The organism is Sphaerotilus montanus (assembly GCF_013410775.1).
Classification (GTDB): domain Bacteria; phylum Pseudomonadota; class Gammaproteobacteria; order Burkholderiales; family Burkholderiaceae_C; genus Sphaerotilus; species Sphaerotilus montanus.
The window spans coordinates 2,743,551-2,765,587 of record NZ_JACCFH010000001.1; the positions used below are offsets into that span (position 1 = coordinate 2,743,551).

Here is a 22,037-nt window from a genome sequence, read left to right on the forward strand (position 1 = left end):
AGCGTAGAAGACAGACCAAGCGCAGGAGCGAGCACATGCCGATGAACCGAATCCAGTTCCAGCAGGGGATGTCGCTGCCAGAGTTCATGGCCAGCTTCGGCACGGAAGAGCAATGCGCCGAGGCGGTCAAGCAGGCGCGCTGGCCGCAGGGCTTCGAGTGCCCGCGCTGCGGCAGTGCGGCGCACTACGTGGTGGGCCACGGGGCGCGCAAGCTGTTCCAGTGCAACGGCTGCCGCCACCAGACATCGCTGACCGCGGGCAGCCTGTTCGCCAGCACCAAGCTGCCACTGAAGACGTGGTTCCTGGCGATCTACCTGCTCAGCCAGGCCAAGACGGGACTGTCGGCGCTGGCGCTCAAGCGGCAGGTGGGCGTGAGCTACCCGACGGCGTGGCTGATGCACCAGAAGATCATGCACGCGATGGCCGAGCGGGTGGACCAGTACCGACTCGACGGCACGGTGCAGCTCGACGATGCCTACCTTGGCGGAGAGCGCAGCGGCGGCAAGGCGGGCCGGGGTTCGGAGAACAAGGTGCCGTTCGTGGCGGCGGTCTCGGTCGATGACCAGGGGCATCCGCAGTACGTCAAGCTCGCGCCGGTGAGCGGCTTCACGCTGGAGGCGGTGGGCCAGTGGGCGCAGGCGGCGCTGATGCCGGGAACGCGGGTGGTCAGCGACGGGCTGGGGTGCTTCGCCGCGGTCACCAGCGCGGGCTGCCTGCACACGCCGATCGTGGTGGGCCAGCGCAAGCCGCGCGAGCTGCCCGAGTTCACCTGGGTCAACACGGTGCTGGGCAACCTGAAGACGACGTTGTCGGGTGCGTTCCATGCGTTCAAGTACCCCAAGTACGCCAGCAGCTATCTGGCAGCGTTCGCCTACCGCTTCAACCGCCGGTTCGACCTGCGCGGGCTGGTGGCTCGGCTCATCATCGATGTCGCGCGGTGCAAGCCTCGGGCTCAGCGGGTCGTTCTGGGGAATGCTGAGGATCGTTGCTAATCAGGTATTCTTTTGAATGTTGAGCCAACCATGGCATCTGAAATCTGTCTCCCAATGGCTTCAGACTGAAGTGTCTGCTGAAGGGATTCTGGCGAGTAAATTTCATTTCGTCTTCTCAATAGGCAAACATCTTGCCCCATTGCGAATTTTGGATGCGTGTTGCTTACTTGAGCGACAGAGCCGATAGTTGCGTTCCTACTTATTATTAAATCGCCGGGTTTCGGCTTTCTGTTGCCTTCACAAAGTTGGAGATAAAAATCTTCTGTTGTTTGTTTGGCATTGGTTAGATCGACGAATTTACTTTGAACTTCTGCGATGCTCGCAACGGGATATCCATCGAGGATGAATTTTGCGGTTATATGCTTGCAGTCGATTACATCCCAATAGTCGCCGAGTTCACTATAGTCCCAGTCTGTCGGAAGTTCATTTTTTGGCTTTTGATTGGTGCTCATTACAGCCCCATAGCTTTCAGGTTGAGAGATGTTTTGGTGCTGATGTATTCAATTTCTGAAATTAAAGCCGGCAACGGCACCGCATACCGCTCCCCCAACTCCCGCACCCGCCCCGTCAACCCCTGCGACACCCGATCCAGCTCCGACTGCACATCCGCCGCCAGCCGCGTCATCCACTTGTCGTCGATCACCAGCGCCCGGATCTCGTCGTCGGTCAGCGCGGCGTATTGCCGGGCGGCCTTCGTCTCCAGCGCTTTGCGGGCGTCCTTGATGCGCCGCCCCGCGTCGGCTTCCTGGTCGTTCAGCGCCAGCCACGCCTCCAACTGCACCCGCTCGTCCGCCGCCCCCGGATCGCCCTTGATCGCCTTCAGCCGCGCCTTGACGCTCAATGCCGTCAGCTTGCCCTTGTCCGTGCGCGCCTCGGCCCCGAGCAGCCCGTCCTCGCCGCCGTGTTCCTCTTCCAGTTCCTCCAGCAGCCGCGTGAACCCGTCGCGCACCGTCTCCAGCTCCGCCACCCACGCCGCGTCCGCCGCGAAATACCGCGCCACCACCAGCGGCATCGGGATCAGGTCCGTGTTCGGCTCCATCCGCCCCGCCGTCGCCCCCGGCCGCTGCGCCCGCCAGCCGTCCTGGACGATCTGCGACACGTCGTCCTGCATCACCTCGTCCCAGTAATCCATCAGGTGCTGGTACACGTCATAAGCGTCGATCAGCGGCGCCCCCTCGAACCGCGCCAGGATCGACTCCCCCAACGCCCGCACCAGCGCCCGCGCCGCATCCCCCACCGCCAGCGCCCGCAGCCCCACCGTGCTCTCCTCGCGCCACGCCGCAAACCGCCCGCTCACCGTCGCGTTGAACGCCGTGAACTCCGCATGGCCGAAGATCGCCGCCCGGATCTCCGCCGCCGGCACCTTCAGCCGCACATGCCCCGGCCGCCCCGCCAGATCCTCGAACAAGGCCGCCCGCACCCCCGGAAACACCGCCCAGTAACGCTGCAGCGCGTCGATGTCCCGCCGCGGAATGCCGCCGCGCAGGTGCGCCTCGATGTCCTGCAGATCCTCCGGCTCGCTGCCGTCGATGTAGCGCGGGATGTTCAGGTTCCAGTCGTTGGCCTCGATCTCCGCCAGCGGCACCCGGCGCGCATACCGCTCCGCTTCGCCCTGGCGCGTCACCACGTCCACGATGCGGTGGATGTCCTGCGCCCGCAGCCGGTTCTTGTTGCCGTCCTTGCGGAAGCCCCGGCTCGCATCGACCACGAACACGCTGTCCCGCGTCGCCGCCTGCGACTTGTCCAGCACGAGGATGCAGGCCGGGATGCCGGTGCCGTAGAACAGGTTCGCCGGCAACCCGATCAGCGTCTGGATGAACCCCTGTTTCAGCAGCCGCTGCCGGATCAACCCCTCCGCGCCACCTCGGAACAGCACCCCGTGCGGCAGGATCACCGCCGCCCGCCCGGTGCTCTTCAACACCTTCAGGATGTGCAGCAGGAAAGCGTAGTCGCCGTTCTTCTCCGGCGGCACGCCATACACGAAGCGCCCGAACTCGTCGTCCTGCGGCTGCAGCCCGTTGCTCCACGCCTTGCTGGAGAAGGGCGGATTGGCCACCACGTAATCGAAGGTCTTCAACTGCCCCGCCGCGTCGCGGAACTGCGGCGACGACAGCGTGTTGCCCTTCTCGATCGCGCCCGTGGTGCAGTCGTGCAGGATCATGTTCATCTTGGCCAGCGCGCTGGTGGCGTTGTCCATTTCCTGTCCGTAGAGCGTCAGCCCGTGCGGCGCCTCGGCCGCCACCTTCAGCAACAGCGAGCCGGAGCCGCAGGTCGGGTCGTGCGCGCTCCTCGATGCCGGCGTGTCCGCCCCGATCCCCAGCAGCCGCGCCATCACGGTCGAGACCTCGGCGGGTGTGTAGAACTGGCCCTTGCTCTTGCCGCTCTCGGTGGCGAAGTGGCGCATCAGGAACTCGTAGGCGTCGCCGAGCAGGTCATCGCCCTCGGCCCGGTTGCCGCTGAAGTCCAGCCCCGGCGCGTTGAAGATGCCGATCAGGTTGGAGAGCCGATCGACCATCTCCCGGCCCTTGCCGAGCTTGTCTGGGTCATTGAAATCGACGAGGTTGATGATGCCGTTGAGGTCGTTCTCTTCGGCCAATGCAGTGATCGCTGTGTTCAGCTTGTCGCCGATGTCCTTGTTGCCCTTGAGTGCCACCAGATCACTGAAGCGGCTGCCCTCGGGCACGAAGATCTGGCCATCCGGATCACCCGCATACCGGTCGCTGACATATTTCATGAACAGCAGCACCAGCACGTAGTCCTTGTACTGGCTGGCGTCCATGCCGCCTCTCAACTCATCACAGCTCTTCCACAGCGATGCATACAGTTCTGATTTCTTGACGGCCATGGATCTCGGTCTCGGTGGGTCTGAAAGGTCTGAAAAGGGGCTGAAAACGCGGGCCGGAGCGTAACCCGACCTGCGCCCGTAGCATCGCGGCATGCTGACCGTTCACCATCTCGAAAACTCCCGCTCGCAGCGCGTGCTGTGGCTGCTGGAAGAGCTGGGCCTGCCGTACGAGGTCCGGCACCACGCCCGCGACCCCCAGACGATGCTGGCGCCGCCCGCCCTGCTGCAGATCCATCCGCTGGGCAAGTCCCCGGTGCTCACCGATGACGCGGCGGGACTGACCGTGGCCGAGACAGGCGCCATCGTCGAGTACCTGCTCGACGCCTGTCCCGGCTCACCGCTGCGGCCCGCACCGGGCACGCCGGACTTCCTGCGCTACCGCTACTGGCTGCACTTCGCCGAAGGCTCGGCGATGCCGCCGCTGCTGCTCAAGCTGGTCTTCGACAAGGTGGCGTCGGCGCCCATGCCGTTCTTCGTGCGGCCGGTCGCGCGCGGGATCGCGGCCAAGGTGCTGGACAGCTTCGTCAACCCCAACCTCGTGCGCCAGCTCGCTTTCATGGAAGCCGAACTGGCGAGCCGCCCCTGGTTCACCGGCGAACACTTCACCGCGGCCGACGTGATGATGAGCTTCCCGCTGGAGGCCTCTGCCCAGCGCGCCGGTCTCACGGCGGCCTCGCATCCGGCACTCCACCAGTGGCTGCAGACCATCCACGCCCGACCGGCCTGGCAGCGGGCGCTGGCGCGGGGCGGGCCTTACGCGTTCGCCTGAACTTCTCCGTTGGTTGGACTTTGGGCACTTGCGATCCGGGGTGTCGCTATAAAACCACTCAGTACCAACCGATCGTTTCTGCTCCAGTACATGGTGTGACTGGGCAAACGGCGGGTTCTACAAGGAGCAAGAGAGGGCGGCTTATCGGCTGATTGAGGGACTGACGGTCGATGTCGCTCTGCGTCGCAGAGCACACTTGACCGTCGATCTATTTCGTTCGGTTCTGACCGGCCGAGGCGCCTCAATAGTGCGTGCGGTAGAACGCTGGAAGCGGATTGATTTGTGAAAACCATCACGCTATCCTGAACTTACTTTTCGGCAATTCGAGGCCGTGGGGGTCACTCGAAGTTTGCCGGCAGGCCAGTCGTCAGGGGGCTGCCATGTTGAAACGGTCGAGCATCTTCAACTCGGTGCTGGGTGGCCTTGTGGCCACCGGGTTTCCACAAGGCGGTGCGACATGACGCATGCCCTCGCTCAATACGATGCGCTGGTTCATCGCATCTACGACGCTGCGCTTGAACCCTCGCACTGGCCGGCGGTCGTCGCCGACATCGCCGCAGCTTGTGGCGGTAGCCGCTGTCTGTTGTTCACGCCGACCACCAGCCCGAAGCGGGGCGGGTTCACCATCCCGCACAACCTGTCGCAAGGGGCGCTGGAGCGTTGGGCGGCCAAGAGCATTCACGAAGATCCGCTCGTGCAAGCGGGGCTGCGCCGCAATCTGCTGCGTGAGGGCAACGCAGCCACCAGTGTGGATCTGCTGTCGGATGAGGAACTGCACCGAACTTCCTTCTACAAGGAACTGTGGGCGCCGCTCGACATTGCCCGAGCCTGCTTCGGGGTGGTGTTCGATGGCATCGATTCCCACAAGCGGCCGACGGTGCTGGCGGTCTATCGAAGTGAACGTGACGGGCTGTTCGAGCCGGTGGTCGTGGATCTGGTGGCCCGACTCGTGGTTCACCTGTCGCGGTCGCTGGGGGTGATGTACCACCTGCGTGACAGTGAGTGGAAGGTGGCGTCTTCGCAGGCGGCGCTGGATCGTCTGGCGGCGGGGGTGTTGCTGCTGGACAGCAAGGGCGCGGTGCAGTTCACCAATGTCGCGGCGCATCGCGTGCTTCAGTGCGGTGATCCGCTCGCGTTGGTCCGGGGCGTGGCGTCCGGCCAGCTTCGGCCGACGCTTCACGCCAGGTTGAAGCGGTTCGAGGCGGATTTTCACCAAGCCGTCAGGGATGCGCTATCGCCGCTGGAGGAGGACAGTCCGCGGCATTTCTCCCAGTCGCTGGTGCTGCCGGACGCGGAGGATCGACCGGCCTGGGTGGTGCATGTCGCGCCGATCGGTGAACACGCGGCGTTGCCGGCCGGGTCGGGTGACGCGCTGTCGCGGGCCATTGTCATTCTGTATGACCTGGGGGCGGCTACCAGCGTGGAGCCCGCCGTGCTGAGCGACCTGTTCGGACTGACACCAGCCGAATGCCGTGTGGCCTTGCAGGTGCTCAAAGGCGGAACGGCGGAAGAGATGGCCGGCCGCGTCGGGGTCGCGGTGACCACCTTCAAGACGCAGTTGCAGAACGTCTATGCGAAGACGAACACGCATCGGCAGGCGGATTTGTTGAAGCTGTTTTTGGCGTTGGTTGCGCAGTAATGGATCGTGTGTATTTGGGGTAAACCCTCATTTTTTACTTGAGTAGGATCATCCGATCAGATGATTTGCGGCGAGTGGAAGTTGTTTATTATGATATTGTGTTTTGAGTGAGATTTTTAGAGTAAATTGTTTTTTGGCGAATACTGTCAGGAGTTTCCATGAAGACGCTTTTCGTTTCTATGGCATTTTTGCTCCTGATTAGCAATGATTCTCAGCAAGGTGCCAACTGACGATCAGGCGTAGCGTAGAAGACAGACCAAGCGCAGGAGCGAGCACATGCCGATGAACCGAATCCAGTTCCAGCAGGGGATGTCGCTGCCAGAGTTCATGGCCAGCTTCGGCACGGAAGAGCAATGCGCCGAGGCGGTCAAGCAGGCGCGCTGGCCGCAGGGCTTCGAGTGCCCGCGCTGCGGCAGTGCGGCGCACTACGTGGTGGGCCACGGGGCGCGCAAGCTGTTCCAGTGCAACGGCTGCCGCCACCAGACATCGCTGACCGCGGGCAGCCTGTTCGCCAGCACCAAGCTGCCACTGAAGACGTGGTTCCTGGCGATCTACCTGCTCAGCCAGGCCAAGACGGGACTGTCGGCGCTGGCGCTCAAGCGGCAGGTGGGCGTGAGCTACCCGACGGCGTGGCTGATGCACCAGAAGATCATGCACGCGATGGCCGAGCGGGTGGACCAGTACCGACTCGACGGCACGGTGCAGCTCGACGATGCCTACCTTGGCGGAGAGCGCAGCGGCGGCAAGGCGGGCCGGGGTTCGGAGAACAAGGTGCCGTTCGTGGCGGCGGTCTCGGTCGATGACCAGGGGCATCCGCAGTACGTCAAGCTCGCGCCGGTGAGCGGCTTCACGCTGGAGGCGGTGGGCCAGTGGGCGCAGGCGGCGCTGATGCCGGGAACGCGGGTGGTCAGCGACGGGCTGGGGTGCTTCGCCGCGGTCACCAGCGCGGGCTGCCTGCACACGCCGATCGTGGTGGGCCAGCGCAAGCCGCGCGAGCTGCCCGAGTTCACCTGGGTCAACACGGTGCTGGGCAACCTGAAGACGACGTTGTCGGGTGCGTTCCATGCGTTCAAGTACCCCAAGTACGCCAGCAGCTATCTGGCAGCGTTCGCCTACCGCTTCAACCGCCGGTTCGACCTGCGCGGGCTGGTGGCTCGGCTCATCATCGATGTCGCGCGGTGCAAGCCTCGGGCTCAGCGGGTCGTTCGGGGGAATGCTGAGGATCGTTGCTAATCAGGTTTTTGCTTGCGTGTGTGGGTGCGAAAGCTCAGATAGAGTCGTGTGAACGCTTGATGGCTTTTGATACAACAGTCATTCAAAGCAATGTGGCTGCTAAATATTCTATATTGTCATTAATTAATCAACAAAACTATGAGTCTGTTAAACAAAGTGGTTCGGCAACTATTTTAGGATATTTTGAGGGCGGCTTTGATGAGTTCAAACAAAAGCGTAGTCAGCTTGAATCACTACTTTTTGCTTCAGGAAGTTTTTCTTTGGATCAAGGTTTCTATCGGCATGCTCTTTCTTCTGTTGGCGCCCAAGCCTATGCCGAGTGTATTGCTAGGCAAGGAAATAAGCCTATTGCTGCTTGGATTGCAAACAAAAGTGCTGACGGTATTATTGCTGTTACCGTAAAGAGTGGAGTTACTGGCAATGCTACTGTAGTTTATACGGTTGACGGATCAGCCAAACCTATGAATCAGCCTGCACCGCTTTCGGCAGGGTCGAGTCAAACTTTGCTGTTTGCGCGTGATCCAAGTAAAGCATTCCTGATTGCTGTTAATGCGATTAATCAGGCAACTCAAGCTACAGACTCTGCGGTTATTGAGTTGCCAAGAATGCGGAATTTTGAAGTTGCATCTGAAGAAAAGATAATTAGTACTTCCCTCATGTGTGCTGCAGGCTGTCAAGGTAATACTGCAGGTTGTCGTATTATGGAGCCTGGTAAAATTGTAGCGCCTACAGGGTATGCGATAGATCGTAATACATTGCGTGAAGTTGGTCGTAGAACTAGATTTGGTCCCGGCAGTAAAAATATCTATATAAATTGGGTGGATGCTTTTGGTTCTGATGGAGGCATTCAATCTATTGATGGTCAAATTCAATCTTGCGAGGGCAATAGTCCTCACACACAAGGGGCGACGGAGTTGACCTTTGAGGCGAGAGCGATTAGAAAATTTGTTCGCGAGGTTGTGAAATAAATAAAATATATAATCCCACTTCTTTGCCGGAAGATGAAAGACTGGAACAATTTGCGTTTTGTAGATGACGGCAATATTTAGGTGGCCCCTATTAGCCGCTTTGATCGGCTCACAAATTGAAAGCCCCCGGCTTTGCTTGGGATGGCTACTTTACGTGTAAGAAATCACGATCTTTCAAACGCGCGTCGAATTGCAGACTGCATTACGAGAGGAAGCGCTCGATGTTGATCCATCGCCGCTACTACTGCATGCCCATCGGCAGGCCGCACATGATAACGCAGTGGTCTGCAAATGCCCTGTCTGGCACAGTAAATAATCGGCATAGCAAAATTCAATTTTCAATTGAAGCAAGGAATTTTCGTTTATTCATAATATTGTCTATGTCAGGTTATCGGTGCGATGCGATTTTGCCTCATGGATTATGAATCTTTAGTGTGGCATAAATTAATTACATATTTGTTTCGCGCAACTTTCACGCCCGAGTGGACCAGCCAAAATGACCAATAATTTCGTTAAATCCTCCGGATCTGTTTTTCGACGCTTATGCGCAATAGCCTCCCTTCTGTCTTTTCTAACTGCATGCGGCGGCGGTAGCAGTCAGGACAACAGTGAATCGCCGCAGAGCGGTCCGGCACTGGCCGGCACAGCAAGTATTGCGACCCCGCTGTCGGCAGCATCGCTGACGGTGAAAGACGCAAACGGCCAAACCAAGACAGGCACTACCAGATCAGATGGCGGTTTTTCCGTGTCTGCCGAGGGATTGTCCTATCCGGTCATGGTGCGCGTGGAGGTTCCCTCTGCGGACAATACGCAGGTTTCAGTTCTGTATGCTGCTTTGAGCAGCCATCCCGATGGCCCAATCTTGGTCTCGCCATTGAGCAGTGCGCAGGCGTCGGCACTATCACACAATGAAACGGAACTGCTTTTTAACGTGCTTGGCACTGCACAATCAGCGAGAAATGCCTTGGCTGCGGGTCGCTTTGCTGAAACAGAGGCTGCGCTGCAAAAACAGGTGATCAACCTTATCGGAGCAGGTAATTTGTCGACCTTGCTGAATGGGACTACGACTTTGACGCGGGCGACGATTCAAGGAGGTGTGCAAGCTATATCAAAATTGCTAACCCAGACCGCATCGCTAGTGGGGCAGGCAGAATTGGCGCGCGCGGTGGGCGGCTCAGTCGGTAGTGTCTCGCTGGCCTGCGATGTGCAATCGCTGCGACTAGGTGGCAATGGTAGCGTGCGCCCCACGTGTCTGACAGGATCGGACACGTCTTTGTCTTCAAGTTTCATGGGTGATATACGCCCCGTTGCCGTGAGTCACCCTGCCAGCGCCGATGCCTGGGCCGATGAACTAGCAGGCGTCAACCTTGGCCGCAACTGGAAGCACTTCACGCCGCAGGTCGATGCAACACAGTTGCAACAGGCGCTGGAGCGCAAACTCAAGAGCGAAATCTCTACATTGTGGTCGGGCGGGGGAATTGCCTCTTTTCCAGAAACCCAGGGTATTGCTGACGGCAGCATACAGGAACTCGTCGATTCGGTGATTGGTATCCAATGGGCGAAGCTGGGGGCAGTCTTGAAGGCACCGGAAGTATCAAACTTGACTTTCGAGTACCAAGTGCTGCGCACGCTGTTGGGATCGACGGCAGGCCGGAAGCAGATATTTCCATTCATGCAGATTGACGCGGTTCGGCTGGCGGTGCCATCCACCCTTGATCGTGAACGCACGCTCAATGCTTTTGGACCGGCCATCGAAGCTTTCGCCAAGCAGTGGCTGCTCGCGCCTGACAACCGCGCTGCTACGGCGAGTGCGCCCTCGGGTGTTCGTGAAGTGCAAGCCGCATTTGAAGCCCTCTACAACTATCTGACAAGTAACAGCCCTTTGCAGGCCAGCGAAATAGAAATAGTGAGATTAGGTGATGCATGGATCAAAGCGGCAAATCAGCTTCCTGATGCTTTGGCGACGCTGAGGGCCGCGGCTATTGCATACGCCCAAGCCTCCGTACAGTTTGGCATCCAGTGCGCGACGGCGGCCGTGGTCAAGGCATCTGATAACAGCGCTTGCTTGGCTTCGGGTGCCGCAGCTCAACGCACTGGTTTGGCATACCAGTTAGCGCTGTCATCGGTGACCCAGAGTGCGCCGCCCACGGCAGCGCAGTTCTATACTCGCTTCCTCACTGCTCTGGGGACGTTCATCTCCAACACCTGGGATCAGCATCACGACAGCATTTACCCGGTGCAGGGGTTGATCGATACCCCGCCGGTTACATACTCGCCAGTGGTCGCGCGGGTACAAGCCTATGACGGCCTTTGGACGCCCGAGTGTTGTCTGACAAGCAAGGAGTTGTCGTCCCGACGGTCCGGCATGCTGTATGTCGTGGACGGAGCATCCGTCCGTTTCAAAGAGGATGTCACCGGCAGGCTTCTCGTCGATACCGAGCCTGATGCACCCCTGCTTCGACTGGACATTGATACCTTCTCGGCAGCGGGGCCGCGCGGCCAAGCCCTCTCACCGACGACCTTTGATGCTCTCCTGAGGCCCGGTAGCGTGGTCGACGCCTATCTCATCGGCTGCGCGCAGGCCGACGAGGCCTGCATGGCACGCTTCCAACTCAGCCGGATCGAGCCGGGTACTACCGCCTATTCCACAGCTACCTTCGATACCACTTTGATGAATCAGATCCGCCGATCGGGTGGTATGGGCGACGGCATGACCACACTTCACGTGTTGTCGACCACGCAGTGAAGAACATGTATCACGCAAGTTCAGCAGCACTGTGATCGCCGTGGATGTCGCAGAACGAGTACGAGATTTAGTGCGAGAGACCTGTGATGCCTTCGAGATTCGCATTGTGAAAGGCGTGGTGAGCAAGGAACATGTGCATATTCTGGTGAGCTGTCCACCGAGTATGGCGCTGAGCGAAATCATGAGGCGAATCAAGGGGCGAACGGCAGCGAATCTGTCTGAGTAGTATCCGTAGATCAAGAAGAGGTACTGTGGGCGGTATTTCTGGACGCGAGGGTATTTTGTTTGATGGCTTCCGGCTAAACTCGCTCGGATGTCTGCCTCCTCCGTTCCCCTCCACATCGCCGTCATCGGCGCCGGCCCCGCCGGCCTCATGGCCTGCGAAACCCTCCTCGCCGGCGGCGCCCGCGTCACGCTGTACGACGCCATGCCCTCCGTCGGCCGCAAGTTCCTGCTCGCCGGCAAGGGCGGCCTGAACCTCACCCACAGCGAACCCGCCACCACCTTCCGCGCCCGCTACGCCGAGCGCCAGCCCGAAGTCTCCGCCTGGCTCGACCGACTCGACGCCGACGGCCTGCGCGCCTGGGCCGCCGAGCTGGGCATCAGCACCTTCGTCGGCAGCTCCGGCAAGGTCTTCCCCGCCGAGATGAAGGCCGCGCCGCTGCTGCGCGCGTGGCTGCACCGGCTGCGTGCCGCGGGCCTGACGCTGCACATGCGCCACCGCTGGAATGGCGCGCTGACACCCGCACCCGCCGACGCCAGCCCCGATTCCGCCCGCTGGACGCTGCAGTTCGACACCCCGAGCGGCACGAAGACCGTCCACGCCGACGCCGTCGTGCTCGCCCTCGGCGGCGCGAGCTGGGCGCGGCTTGGCTCGGACGGCGCGTGGCAGCCGTGGCTGGCGGGGCAGGGCGTGGACGTGCGCCCGCTCGTGCCGTCCAACTGCGGCTTCGACATCGCCTGGAGCGAACACCTCAAGGGCAAGCAGGCCGGCGCGCCGCTCAAGGGCGTGCGCCTGACCTTCACCGACCGCCTCGGCCACCATTTCAGCCGCCTGGGTGAAGCCGTGGTCAGCGCCAACGGCATCGAAGGCAACCTCGTCTACGCGGCGTCCGCGCTGCTGCGCGACGAGATCGCGGCGAACGGCCACGCCGACCTGCACCTCGACCTGCTGCCCGCCAAGGACTTGCCGACGCTGACCACCGCGCTCGCCAAGGGCCGCGGCGCCCGCTCGATGCCCAACCACCTGAAGGAACAGGTGGGGCTGACCGGCGTGAAGGCGGCGCTGCTGCGCGAGGGGCTGGACGCGGCGCAGTGGACCGCGCTGTGTGCCGATCCGGCCGCGCTCTCTGGCCGCATCAAGGCGCTGCCGCTGCGCCTGACCGCCCCGCGCCCGATCGACGAGGCGATCAGCAGCGCGGGCGGCGTACGGCTGGAGGCGATGGACGCGGGGCTGATGCTGTCCGCGCTGCCGGGTGTGTTCTGCGCCGGCGAGATGCTCGACTGGGAAGCGCCGACCGGCGGCTACCTGCTGACCGCGTGTTTCGCCAGTGGCCGGGTAGCAGGCCAGGGCGCATTGGCCTTGCTGGCGAACAAGGGCTGAAGGACCGGGCGGGCGGTCAGGCGCGCCGACGGCGCGCCACGGACCCCACCACACCAAGACCCGCCAGCATCAGCGCCATCGAGGCTGGCTCTGGCACGGCGCTGACGTTCATGAAGCTGCCCGCGAGGGGCGTCAGGCCGCCCAGGCCGCCGGCGGTGGTGCCAGAGAAGGAGATGAACTCCGAGGCCGGGTAGCCGCCCGAAAATCCGAAGTAGCCGCCATGCACTTGACCGGCCGCGAGTGCATCCTCGCCGGTGATGTTGACGGGCAATCCGGCGCTGTCTGCCGTGCCGTTCCAGTACAGGAACGCAGCGTGTTCCTCGGTGCCGAAGACGGCGGAAAACTGTCCGATGGCGCTGAGGTTCTGGGTGCTGTTCCAGGTGGCCTCCGACACGTACACCTTGCTCCAGGTGAAATACTCCGACCACGCTTCGGCGTTGGCTGGCGCCGTGGTGCTGACGGCAAAGGCGGTGATGGCCTCTTGCGAGTAGTTGTAGATCCCGTATGACGCCCCCATGCCGAAGCCGTCACTCCAAGCGCATTCCTCGATCGTCACGCCGCTGGCGGATGTGAGCGACGTGCATTCGGATTGCACAGCCAAGGCATGGCTGTGCGTGGAACTCAGGGCCAGCACGGCCAGCAGACTGCTGGAGATCAGAGGGCGGATGTTCATGGGAAACCTCGAAGGGGACTTGTGTGGATGCAGTGAAGAGGGAACTTTTTCACTTTAACCATCCAAGGCCGGCGAACCATCCCCTTGGGCAGAGGGGTTCAAGTGGCGGCTTCGTCGTGGTAGACCATCCGCGCCGCGCCGCGTGTCTGCGCCTTCCACCACGCCAGCGCAGCGTCACTCGGGAAAAAGCGCACCGCGTCGCCGAGGTCCACATCCCCCGTGGCCGTCTCGCGCTGGATGCGCAGCCGCACGTTGACGCCTTGTGGGCGCGTGTCTTCGCCGAACTCGGAGGGCGGCGCCGGGCGCGCCGGGTGCTCGGCCAGCAGCGCGTCGAACGCCGGCAGCGTGTCCGTCACCGGGACGAGCAGGTGCCGCGCCCGCTGGCTGCGCGCCGTGGCGAGGTCGGTGATCTGCTGCACGTTGAAGCGTACGCCGCCGCTGAAGCGGTCCGGCTGCGCCTTGCCGGTGAGGATGAGCAGCTCGTCGTCTTTCAGCAGCGCGAGGTTGGCGTTCAGCAGGTCTTCGGCGACGACCGACTCGACCGCGCCGGTCTTGTCGTCGAGCTTGAAGATCGCCACCTTGCCGCGCTGGCCGTTGACGATGCGCAGGTCGGTGACGATGCCAGCCAGTGTCTGCGGGTCGCGGCTGTCGCTGAGGTCCTCGATGCGGCGGCGGGCGAACTGGCGCACCTCGGCTTCCACCTGGTCGAACAGGTGGCCCGAGAAGTAGTAGCCCAGCGCGACCTTCTCGTGCGTGAGCCGGGTCTTCACGTCCCAGGTCTCGACGACGGGATAGTCCGGCTCGCGGGTCGAGCTGCCGTGGTCGTCGTCCGCGCCACCGAAATCGAACAGGCCGACCTGGTCCGCGTGCGCCGCCTGTGAATCGGCGTATTCGAGCGCGAGGCTGACGCTGGCGAGCAGTTGCGCCCGGCCGTCCAGACCGAGCGGGTGCAGCTTGTCGAAGGCGCCCGCCTTGATCAGCGCCTCGATCACGCGCTTGTTGAGGCTCTTGCGGTCCACACGCGCCGCGAAATCGAACAGCGAGCGGAACGGCCCGCCCTCGGTGCGCGCCCGGATGATGGCCTCGATCGCGCCCTGGCCCGTGCCCTTGACGGCGCCCAGCCCGTAGCGGATCAGCTTGTTGCCCGCCTTGCCCGGCGCCGGCTCGAAGCGGTAGACGCCGAGGTTGATGTCGGGCGCTTCAAACGCGATCCCGAAGTTCTTCATCGCGTCGTCGCGCAACACCTTGAGCTTGTCGGTGTCGTCGAGTTCGATGGTCATGTTGGCCGCGAAGAACTCGGCCGTGTGGTGGACCTTGATCCAGCCGGTGTGGTACGCCAAGAGCGAGTAGGCGGCGGCGTGCGACTTGTTGAAGCCGTAGCCCGCGAACTTCTCCATCAGGTCGAAGACCTCGTCGGCCTTGTCCTGGCTGATGTCCTTCTCGGCCGCGCCCTTGCGGAAGATGGCGCGGTGGGTGGCCATCTCGTCGGCCTTCTTCTTGCCCATCGCGCGGCGCAGCATGTCCGCACCACCCAGCGAGTAGCCGCCCAGCACCTGCGCGGTCTGCATCACCTGTTCCTGGTAGACCATGATCCCGTAGGTCTCGGCGAGCACCTTCTCCACCAGCGGGTGCGGGTACTCGACCACCTCGCGGCCGTGCTTGCGCGCCACGAAGCTGGGGATCAGGTCCATCGGGCCCGGGCGGTACAGGGCGTTCAGCGCGATCAGGTCTTCCAGCCGGCTCGGCTTGGCGTCGCGCAGCATCCGCTGCATCCCGCCCGATTCGAACTGGAACACCGCCTCGGTCAGCCCGTCGGAGAACAGCTTGTAGACGGCCGCATCGTCCAGCGGGATGGTCTCGAAGGCGAAGTCCTTGCGGTGCTCGTGGCGGGTGACGATGAACTCCTTGGCGAGTTCGAGGATCGTCAGCGTCGCCAGCCCCAGGAAGTCGAACTTCACGAGGCCGATCGCCTCCACGTCGTCCTTGTCGTACTGGCTGACCGCGGAGTCGCTGCCGGGCTGCTGGTACTGCGGGCAGAAGTCGGTGATCTTGCCGGGGGCGATCAGCACGCCGCCCGCGTGCATGCCGATGTTGCGCACCATGCCTTCGACGCGCATGGCCAGGCTCAGCAGCTCGGCCACCTCTTCCTCGTTCTTCTCGCGCTCCTCCAGCTCGGGCGCTTCCTTGCGCGCGTAGATGACGCCGCTGTCCGGCTCGTCCGGCACGCGGGCCAGCGTCACCGACTTGCCCGGCGGGGCGGGGATCAGCTTGGCGATCGAGTCCACGTGGCCGTAGCCCATGCCCAGCACGCGGCCGATGTCGCGCAGCGCGGCCTTGGCGGCCATCGTGCCGAAGGTGGCGATCTGGCTCACCGCCGGGCGGCCGTAGCGCTCCTTGACATAGTCGATGACACGGTCGCGGTTGCCTTGGCAGAAGTCGATGTCGAAGTCGGGCATCGACACGCGCTCGGGGTTCAGGAAGCGCTCGAACAGCAGGTTGTATTGCAGCGGGTCGAGGTCGGTGATCGACAGCGCGTAGGCAACCAGCGAGCCGGCGCCGGACCCCCGCCCTGGGCCGACCGGGCAGCCGTTGGCCTTGGCCCAGCGGATGAAGTCCGACACGATCAGGAAGTAGCCGGGGAAGCCCATCTTCAGGATCGTCGTCAGCTCGAATTCCAGCCGCTCGACGTAGCGCGGGCGTTCCGTGTCGCGCCTGGCCACGTTCGGGTAGAGCAGCTTCAGGCGGTCTTCCAGGCCCTCGAAGGAGAGCTGGCGGAAGTAGTCGGCCATCGGCATCGGCGTGCCGTCGGCCAGCAGCGGCGTCGGGAAGTTCGGCAGCTGCGGCTTGCCCAGCACCAGCGTCAGGCTGCAGCGCCGGGCGATCTCTGCCGTGTTCTCCAGCGCGCCGGGCAGGTCGGCGAAGAGGGCAGCCATCTCGGCTTGCGTCTTGAAATGCTGGTCGCGGCTGAAGCGCTTGACCCGCTTCGGGTTGCCGATCGTGTCGCCTTCGGCCACGCAGACACGCGCCTCGTGGGCGTCGAAATCATCGGCTTCCAGGAACTGCACCGGGTGCGTGGCGACCACTGGCAGCTTGAGCTTCGCCGCCAGTGGCACCGTGGCGCGCACGTTGGCTTCGTGGCCGGGCAACTGGGCGCGCTGCACCTCCAGGTAGAAGCGCGTCGGGAACATCGCCGCCAGCCGCTTCGCCAGATCGCGCGCCCGGGGCTGATCCCCCATCGCCAGCGCCTGCCCCACGCAGCCCATCACGCCGCCGGACAGCACGATCAGGCCCTCGCCCAGCTCCTCCAGCCAGGCCCACTTCACCCAGGCCTGGTTGTTGCGCTGCACGTTGGTGATCCAGGCCCTTGAGAGCAGCTCGCACAGGTTCAGGTAGCCCTGCCGGTTCTGCACCAGCAGCAGCAGCCGGGATGGGGGCCGCGCATCGCCCGCGGTGGCCGGGCCTTCGGGTTCGAGCCAGACATCGGTGCCGAGCAGCGGCTGCACGCCCTTCTTGCGGGCGGCGTTGTAGAACTTGATGGCACCGAAGAGATTGGACAGGTCGGTGATGGCCATGGCGGCCTGGCCGTCCTTGGCTGCGGCCTTGACCGCGTCATCGATCCGCAGGGTGCCATCGACGACGGAGTACTCGGTGTGGGTGCGCAGGTGGACGAAGTTCATGCGGGAATTGTAGGCAGCCGTGCCGCCTCCAGATCGCATGTGCTGGATGTGCCGCAAAGTGCCGTTTAACGCGCGCGTCCAGAATTGAGAATATCGCAAAATGACGCCGCTTTCACCCCTCTGTTTCCGGTGCATTCCGGGACCGATCAGGGTAAGTTGATCGGCTGAACGCCCACACCATATGCACACGTCGCTGCCGATTGCGGAACGCAGCGACACGGACGACCTGTATTCAAGGCATGACCATTCAATGAACCATTTGTTTCTCGGGCTCGGGGGAGCCGGTGTCCGGGTCTGGCAGGCGCTGCAGCAGCGTCTGCAGTCCCGGCTGGAAGGAGCGCCGGCCAGCCGCCGGCCAGCCATCGAGGTGGTTCTGCTGGACACCGATGCCCGCGCGCTGGCCGACAGCGCGCCCGGCTGGCGCGTGCTGGGCGTGTGTTCCATGCCGCCTGTGTCCCAGCGTGTCCTGCTGGGCGCCGACACCGAGGCGCTGACGTCCCTGCTGCAGGCCCGCACCGAGTTGCGCTCCACCGTGGCACCGGACGGCCAGGGCTGGGCCGCCCGCCTGCAGCAGCTCGGCGCCTTCGACGCGCCGCTGTCGCAAGTCGGCGAGCGCCTGCCGGGCTGGCCGACACGCCGGCTCGGCCGGCTGCTGCTGGCGCTGCACCAGGCGCGCGTGCGCTGCGCCGTCGACGCGGCGGTGCAGGCCTTGCAGGCGCGCACCGCCGACAAGGCGCTCACCATCCACGTCGTGGCCCACCTGGGCGGGACGACCGGTGCTGCCTTGCTGCTGGACATGCTCGCGCTGCTGCACCGGCATCCGCCCGCGCCGCGCTGCGTGGTGCAGGTCCACGTCGAGTTGCCCGACCATGACAGCGCCGGCCTGTACCCGGCGCCGCTGGCCGAGGTCCAGGCCTACGCGGCGCTGCGCGAGTTGCAGGTCGCCGCGCAGTCGGGGCTGTTCGAGCTGTGTTTCCTGGGCGCGATGACCGACGAGCGCGGCCTGCAGCCCTTCGATGCCGCGGGCCGGGAGCACCGGCTGGCGGACTGGCTGTTCCACCGCATGGCCGAGGCCACGGATCCGCTGGCCTTGCCGGCACCGGCGCCGGTGCGTGCGCAGGGTGCGGTCCGTGCCGGCGAGTTCGCGGCCTTCGGGCTGGCCGAGCGGGCGGCGGACCGCCATGCCGTGCGCGCCCACCTGAGCCACGAGCTGATGCTGCGGCTGCTGGCCCAGCTGCGCTACAACCACTGGCGCGCCGGCCTGGGCTTCGTCACGCATCCGCGGGTGACCGGGCACGAGTCGCTGGCCGAGCTGATGAACGCCTGGGGCCTGAGCGACGCGCATTTCCAGCTCGCCGTGCCGCTGCCGGAAATCGATGGCGACACGCTGCCGAGCCTGTCGATCGAGCAGGAATGGCAGATGCTGGAGACCCACTTTGTCGGGCTGATCGCGCTGGTGGCGCCCTCGCGCCGCATCAACGAGCTGCGGCGGCTCTTCGACCAGGGCCTGTCCGAACGCTTCCGCGGCCAGGGCATCGAGGCCGTGTTCGACCAGCCCGACCACACGCTGCGCCGCCGCGCGGTGGTGGTGCGCCAGCGGGTCGAGAACAGCCTCTGGGACGACTGGCGCCAGGGCCGCCGCGCGCTGCACGAGTGCGGGCAGCTGCTGGCGGCCGTGCTGGCCGATCTGGCCGACCGGATCGAGCCGCTGCGCCAGGAGCAGCACGGGCTGGAGACCCAGGCCACCGTGCTGAACCGCCAGCTCGACGCGCTGGAGCAGGCCGCGAGCGGCCCGCTGCAGGCGCTCGGGCTGCTGCGCGGCGTGCGCGAGCGCGACCTGTCCGAGGCGACCGCACTGCTGCGCGAATACGCACTGGCCCGCACCCGCTCCAGCGCGATCACGCTGAGCCTGCGCTTGCTGGCCGAGGTGCAGTCGCAGCTGACCACGCTGCAGGGCATGGTCGACGGTGGCGAGATGGCCGTGGCGACGCTGGCCGAGGAAACCGACGTCGCCGCCACCGCGACACTGCCGCCGCTCAACGCGGCCGACGCGGACGGCCGGCTCGATACCCGCGAACTGCTGGCCCACTGGCGCACCCAGCTCGTCACGCGCGAGTCCGTGCAGCGCGAGCACCTGCGCGTGCTGCGGGCCGGTCTGTTCGCGCAACTGGGCGAACAGGCCAATTTCCGCATCTTCGCGCAGCGCATCGGCGAGCAGGAGACCTGCGACGCGTTGCTGGCGGCCTGCGCGAAGCGGCTGCCGCCGGTCGCCCTGCAGCCGGTGGTGTCGGCGGCCTGGGATGCCTGGGTGATGCGACTGCATGGCGAATCGGATGCCGCGGCGCGCGACCTCGCCACGCTGCAGACCCGCGCCAGCATCGGGCTGGCCTGGCTGCCGGCGGTGGCTGCAGGCCGTGTGGCGCAGGGCGAACTGCTGCGTGTGCCGGCACCGCCGAGGCCGGATCCGGTGGAGGAGCCCGATGGGGAGGAGGCGGTGGCCGAGGCGACCGGATCCGCCCCGGACGATCCGGAGACCGATGGCGAGCAGACCGTGGTCCTGCGCCCGGTGACCCGCGTGGTGCCAGCGCTGCCAGGCGTGGCGGAGCTGATCCACCGCATCAACCGCCTGCAGCCGCTGGTGCAGGAGCTGCCGGAGGGCCAGGGCGAACTGGTGCTGTTGCGCATGGTGCGGGGCCTGCCCCTGCAGGCGCTGCCGCGGGTGCAGGAGCTGCACCTGCGCCACGAAGCCCACCGGCTGCAGGCCGGCCGCGCCGCACTCTGGCTGCAACTGGATGACGAGGCTGCCTTGCCCGAACTGCTGGCCGCCGACGTACAGGCGCAGAAGGCCCGCGCCCGTACCGTGGTGCTGCTGGCCGAGGCCTTTGGCCTGTTGCGCGAGGACATCGACCCCGTCAGCGCCGAGCCGGTGCTGCTGCATGTCCGCCTGGACGAGGACGGCTTCGAGCTGGACCGCCTGTGTCTGGGCCGCGGGCCGCTCGACGCGGTGGAGCAGGCGCGCGAGCGGGTGCTCCACGGTCTGCATGACGAGGTGACCGTGAGATTGCAGGCGCGCGACATGCAGCAGCCCGCAGTCCAGACCGCATTGCGCGACGCCATGCGCCAGCGCATCGATCTGCTGCGCAACCAGGCGCCGCCCGAACAGCGCGACACCGTCAGTCGCGAATGGAACGAGGCGGCCCGTGCCGCCATGAAACTGGCCAGACAGGAATCCGTGCAATGAGTCGAGGTGTGTGTACCAATCTGCCCGCCGCCTGTAGCCAGGCAGCGGCCCGGGCCGTGCTGCCCTGTCCCGACCAGGACACCCGCTGCCCCACCTGTGGCGCGGCCCTGCTGCCGATCGGCGATGGCACCGGGGCCGGCAAGGGCGCGGGCGCCGCGCGCTGGGCGGCTTCGTCGCTGGCTGTGGCGCTGGCGCTGGGGGCTGGCTGGAACTGGTGGCCCCACAGCACGCCGGAGGCGGAGCAGTCCGTGGGCGCCGCAGCGGGGATGTCGCCGGCCGCGCTGGCGGTGGCACAGGCCGCCTCGGCGCTCGAATCCGAACCGCCCGGGGTCGGCACGCCCAACGTCTTCGCGCTGCACGGCATGGACGTCCTCGGCCCGGTGCTGAGCGGCGAGCTGATGGAGACGTTCCTGACGCAGGAGGGCCACGTGGAAGTCCACCGCAGCCCGCCGGATCCGCGTGGCGCCGTGCTGGTTTCCGCCCGGCGTCCTGGCGGTCTGCGCCAGGACATCCGGCTCGCGTTCGACGGTGGTTCTGCTGCGCCGAACGACGCCAGCCTGCGCCGTGTCTCGTCCACCTCGGGCGCGGACCTGAAAGACAACCAGGTGCTGGTCGGCATGGACGCCCTCGCGGTGATCGTGCACCCGGGCAATCCCATGGACCGCGTCAGTCTCGCGCAGTTGCGCGAGCTGCTCTCGGGCCGGGTGGTCGATGGCACCCGCCTGGGCGGCCCCGCCGGTCCGGTCCGGGTGAACGTGCGCAACGAGGCGTCCGACAGCTGGAATCTGGTGTGGCACCAGGTGCTCGGGGATGCGAGCGCTGGTGCGGATCTGCAGCGCCATGCCTCCGACGCGGCCCTGGTCGCCGCCGTCGGCGCCGACGAGCATGCGCTGGGACTGGTGCCGCTGTCGGCCGTCGGCGCGGCCAAGGTGCTGGCGGTGGTCGACTCGATCGGCTCGGTCTGGCAACCCACGCCGGAGTCGGTCGCGACCGAGCGCTATCCGCTGACGCACCGGCTGGTGATGCAGATGCCGGTCGCGTCGTCGCCGGTGGCGCTGCGCTATGCCCAGTTCCTGGCCGGTCCGGTCGCGCAGACGAAGCTGCGCAGCAGCGGGCTGGCCAGCGCGTTGCCGGTGCTGGTCGATCAGACGAACGCCGGTCCGCTGACGGCGGGTGCGGCCGTGAAGCTGCCCAAGGACTACGTCGCGCTGACCCGCGGCGCGCAGCTGATGACCGGGCGCATCGGGTTTGCCGCCGAATCGGCCGACCTCGACGCGGTGGCCCATGTCGATGTCGATCGCCTGGCGCGCCAGCTCAAGGAGCAGACCGCGGGCAAGCCGGTCTCGGTGGTGGTGGTGGGTGTGGCCAACGATCCGGGTGGTTTCTGCGCCAACCGGGCGCTGTCGGACAGGCGTGCCGCCAGCGTGGCCGATGCGCTGACGGCGCAGGGCGTGCAGGTCCGCGTCGTGCGTGGTGTCGGCCGCTTCGCGCCGGCGCCCGCGACCGGTGCGGATGATGTGGCCCGTGACCGCCGGGTCGAGGTCTGGGTGTCCGATGCGGCGGTGCGCCAGCCTGCGCCGTTCAAGTGCATTTCGGGCACCGGGCAGGTCGCCATGGTCGGCGGAGCCGCTTCGGCGCCCTGAGGGGTTGA

At 64.8% G+C, this 22,037-nt stretch carries 13 protein-coding genes and 1 pseudogene; 10 read left to right on the forward strand and 4 right to left on the reverse strand.

Going from position 1 to position 22,037, the window contains the following annotated elements; translation table 11 throughout:
- The first annotated feature begins 35 nt into the window (after positions 1-35).
- Positions 36-992, forward strand: coding sequence for an IS1595 family transposase (locus tag BDD16_RS12505; RefSeq protein WP_179634259.1), 957 nt, complete (start codon positions 36-38; stop codon positions 990-992).
- On the opposite strand, the gene BDD16_RS12510 is transcribed toward BDD16_RS12505, so the two are convergent.
- Complete coding sequence (locus tag BDD16_RS12510) at positions 989-1,444, reverse strand: restriction endonuclease subunit S (protein ID WP_179634260.1); 456 nt, start codon at positions 1,442-1,444, stop codon at positions 989-991. The two genes, BDD16_RS12505 and BDD16_RS12510, sit on opposite strands and share 4 nt — an antisense overlap.
- A complete protein-coding gene (locus tag BDD16_RS12515) occupies positions 1,444-3,930 on the reverse strand; it encodes a type I restriction-modification system subunit M (RefSeq protein ID WP_257645067.1) in 2,487 nt (828 codons plus the stop codon). Before BDD16_RS12515 ends, BDD16_RS12510 begins: the two co-directional genes overlap by 1 nt.
- Between BDD16_RS12515 and BDD16_RS12520 the strand changes: the two genes are divergently transcribed.
- From BDD16_RS12520 to BDD16_RS12550, 7 genes and pseudogenes are all read left to right on the forward strand, one after another.
- Positions 3,929-4,606, forward strand: coding sequence for a glutathione S-transferase family protein (locus BDD16_RS12520; RefSeq protein ID WP_179634262.1), 678 nt, complete (start codon positions 3,929-3,931; stop codon positions 4,604-4,606). The two genes, BDD16_RS12515 and BDD16_RS12520, sit on opposite strands and share 2 nt — an antisense overlap.
- Before the next feature lie 457 nt (positions 4,607-5,063).
- On the forward strand, positions 5,064-6,245 hold the full coding sequence (locus tag BDD16_RS12525) for a helix-turn-helix transcriptional regulator (protein WP_179634263.1): 1,182 nt from the start codon (positions 5,064-5,066) through the stop codon (positions 6,243-6,245).
- Between the two features lie 276 nt (positions 6,246-6,521).
- Complete coding sequence (locus BDD16_RS12530) at positions 6,522-7,478, forward strand: IS1595 family transposase (RefSeq protein ID WP_179632313.1); 957 nt, start codon at positions 6,522-6,524, stop codon at positions 7,476-7,478.
- 59 nt (positions 7,479-7,537) lie between these two features.
- Complete coding sequence (locus tag BDD16_RS12535) at positions 7,538-8,446, forward strand: hypothetical protein (RefSeq protein ID WP_179634264.1); 909 nt, start codon at positions 7,538-7,540, stop codon at positions 8,444-8,446.
- A 496-nt stretch (positions 8,447-8,942) separates the two neighbouring features.
- Entirely contained in the window at positions 8,943-11,192 is a 2,250-nt protein-coding gene (locus tag BDD16_RS12540; RefSeq protein ID WP_179634265.1) for a hypothetical protein, read from the forward strand.
- Between the two features lie 28 nt (positions 11,193-11,220).
- Positions 11,221-11,415 (forward strand): annotated as a pseudogene (gene tnpA, locus BDD16_RS12545) (IS200/IS605 family transposase); the annotation flags it as partial.
- A 90-nt stretch (positions 11,416-11,505) separates the two neighbouring features.
- Positions 11,506-12,795 carry a TIGR03862 family flavoprotein gene (locus BDD16_RS12550; protein ID WP_179634266.1) on the forward strand — a complete coding sequence of 430 codons (1,290 nt, stop codon included), beginning with the start codon at positions 11,506-11,508 and terminating at the stop codon, positions 12,793-12,795.
- Between the two features lie 16 nt (positions 12,796-12,811).
- Here BDD16_RS12550 and BDD16_RS12555 read toward each other — a convergent pair whose 3' ends face one another.
- Both BDD16_RS12555 and dnaE read right to left on the reverse strand, forming a co-directional pair.
- Positions 12,812-13,468, reverse strand: coding sequence for a PEP-CTERM sorting domain-containing protein (locus BDD16_RS12555; RefSeq protein ID WP_179634267.1), 657 nt, complete (start codon positions 13,466-13,468; stop codon positions 12,812-12,814).
- A 98-nt stretch (positions 13,469-13,566) separates the two neighbouring features.
- Positions 13,567-17,145 (reverse strand): DNA polymerase III subunit alpha, encoded by a 3,579-nt coding sequence (gene dnaE, locus BDD16_RS12560; RefSeq protein ID WP_179634268.1) that lies wholly within the window; start codon positions 17,143-17,145, stop codon positions 13,567-13,569.
- A 250-nt stretch (positions 17,146-17,395) separates the two neighbouring features.
- Here dnaE and BDD16_RS12565 point away from each other — a divergent pair, with 250 nt between their 5' ends.
- Together BDD16_RS12565 and BDD16_RS12570 are read left to right on the forward strand one after the other, a co-directional pair.
- Positions 17,396-20,386 carry a tubulin-like doman-containing protein gene (locus BDD16_RS12565; RefSeq protein WP_179634269.1) on the forward strand — a complete coding sequence of 997 codons (2,991 nt, stop codon included), beginning with the start codon at positions 17,396-17,398 and terminating at the stop codon, positions 20,384-20,386.
- Positions 20,387-20,442: 56 nt separating this feature from the next.
- Positions 20,443-22,029 (forward strand): OmpA family protein, encoded by a 1,587-nt coding sequence (locus BDD16_RS12570; RefSeq protein ID WP_179634270.1) that lies wholly within the window; start codon positions 20,443-20,445, stop codon positions 22,027-22,029.
- Positions 22,030-22,037: the final 8 nt, after the last annotated feature.

Bases quoted from the DNA above. Each gene is read 5' to 3' on its own strand.
- BDD16_RS12515 (WP_257645067.1), bottom strand. From the start codon at position 3,930: ATGCCGCGATGCTACGGGCGCAGGTCGGGTTACGCTCCGGCCCGCGTT.
- BDD16_RS12550 (WP_179634266.1), top strand. From the start codon at position 11,506: ATGTCTGCCTCCTCCGTTCCCCTCCACATCGCCGTCATCGGCGCCGGC.
- BDD16_RS12540 (WP_179634265.1), top strand. From the start codon at position 8,943: ATGACCAATAATTTCGTTAAATCCTCCGGATCTGTTTTTCGACGCTTA.
- BDD16_RS12530 (WP_179632313.1), top strand. From the start codon at position 6,522: ATGCCGATGAACCGAATCCAGTTCCAGCAGGGGATGTCGCTGCCAGAG.
- BDD16_RS12520 (WP_179634262.1), top strand. From the start codon at position 3,929: ATGCTGACCGTTCACCATCTCGAAAACTCCCGCTCGCAGCGCGTGCTG.
- BDD16_RS12555 (WP_179634267.1), bottom strand. From the start codon at position 13,468: ATGAACATCCGCCCTCTGATCTCCAGCAGTCTGCTGGCCGTGCTGGCC.
- dnaE (WP_179634268.1), bottom strand. From the start codon at position 17,145: ATGAACTTCGTCCACCTGCGCACCCACACCGAGTACTCCGTCGTCGAT.
- BDD16_RS12525 (WP_179634263.1), top strand. From the start codon at position 5,064: ATGACGCATGCCCTCGCTCAATACGATGCGCTGGTTCATCGCATCTAC.
- BDD16_RS12505 (WP_179634259.1), top strand. From the start codon at position 36: ATGCCGATGAACCGAATCCAGTTCCAGCAGGGGATGTCGCTGCCAGAG.
- BDD16_RS12535 (WP_179634264.1), top strand. From the start codon at position 7,538: ATGGCTTTTGATACAACAGTCATTCAAAGCAATGTGGCTGCTAAATAT.
- BDD16_RS12565 (WP_179634269.1), top strand. From the start codon at position 17,396: ATGAACCATTTGTTTCTCGGGCTCGGGGGAGCCGGTGTCCGGGTCTGG.
- BDD16_RS12510 (WP_179634260.1), bottom strand. From the start codon at position 1,444: ATGAGCACCAATCAAAAGCCAAAAAATGAACTTCCGACAGACTGGGAC.